Below are 1,148 nucleotides of genomic sequence, written 5' to 3' on the forward strand. Positions count from 1 at the left end.
GTCCGGGCCCAGGCCCGGGAACGTGTCGCCGCGGCGGACCGCGAAGCCCAGTCCGCGCAGACGGGAGCGGACCGCCGCCGCTCCCGGCAGCCGGATCAGCAGGAACGGGCCGGCCGCCGGACCGCACACGGTCACCCGGCCGAACTCGGCCAGCCGCCACTCCAGATGGGCCCGGTCGGCGGCCATCCTGTGCGCCGCCTCCTCGGCCTCGGCCAGCGCCGGCGCCGCACTGCACGCCTCCGCCGCCGCGAGCGCCGGCGACGACACCGGCCACAGCGGCTGTGCCCGTTCCAGCGCGGCCACGGTGTCCGGCGCGGCCAGGACGTAGCCGACGCGCAGCCCCGCCAGGCCCCAGGTCTTGGTGAGGCTGCGCAGCACGATCAGGCCCGGCAGGTCCGTGCGCGACGCGAGCGACTCGTGCTCGCCCGGCACGGCGTCCATGAACGCCTCGTCCACGACCAGGATCCGTCCCGGACGGGCCAGCCGCGCCAGGGTACGGGCGGGGTGCAGGACCGAGGTGGGGTTGGTGGGATTGCCGACGATCACCAGGTCCGCGTCCCCGGGCACGGCGCGCGGGTCCAGCCGGAAGCCGTCCGCCGCGTCGAGGACGACGCGCTCCACCGTGTGCCCGGCGTCCCGCAGGGCCGCCTCCGGCTCGGTGAACTGGGGGTGCACCACGACCGGCCGGCGCACCGGCAGGGCACGCGCCAGCAGGACGAACGCCTCGGCCGCGCCCGCCGTCAGCAGTACCCGCTCCTCCGGCAGCCCGTGCCGCGCGGCCACCGCCCGCCGGGCGGCACGCCCGTCGGGATACGCGGCCAGCGAGCCGAGCGAGGCGGCGACGTGGTCCCGGAGCCACTGCGGGGGTGTGCCGGCCCGCACGTTGACCGCGAGGTCCGTCAACTCCGCGCCCATGCCGCGGACTTCCGCGTCCCCATGGTGACGCAGATCGGGTTCGGGGGATATGTGGTGCACGCCGGATACGTTACCGGCGGACGCCGGTGCGGCCGTCCCCGGGGCGCCGGGCGGCGACCGCGCAGGCGACCCGCTCGACGGGGTCCAAGTGTTGTACCAGTCGTACGAGGTGAGCGGGCGGCGGAAACTGCACGATGACGGAACTGGTGCTGGTGTCCGCGTTGAAAGCCTCT

General features: G+C 76.1%; 1 protein-coding gene. It reads right to left on the reverse strand.

Annotation, left to right across the window (positions count from 1 at the left end; all coding sequences use genetic code 11):
* On the reverse strand, positions 1-975 hold a 975-nt coding region (gene cobC / locus AB0K09_RS33670; RefSeq protein ID WP_366069181.1), incomplete at its 3' end, for an Rv2231c family pyridoxal phosphate-dependent protein CobC.
* Positions 976-1,148 lie beyond the last annotated feature (173 nt).

Origin of the sequence: Streptomyces sp. NPDC049577 (assembly GCF_040675635.1) — a bacterium.
Lineage (GTDB): Bacteria > Actinomycetota > Actinomycetes > Streptomycetales > Streptomycetaceae > Streptomyces.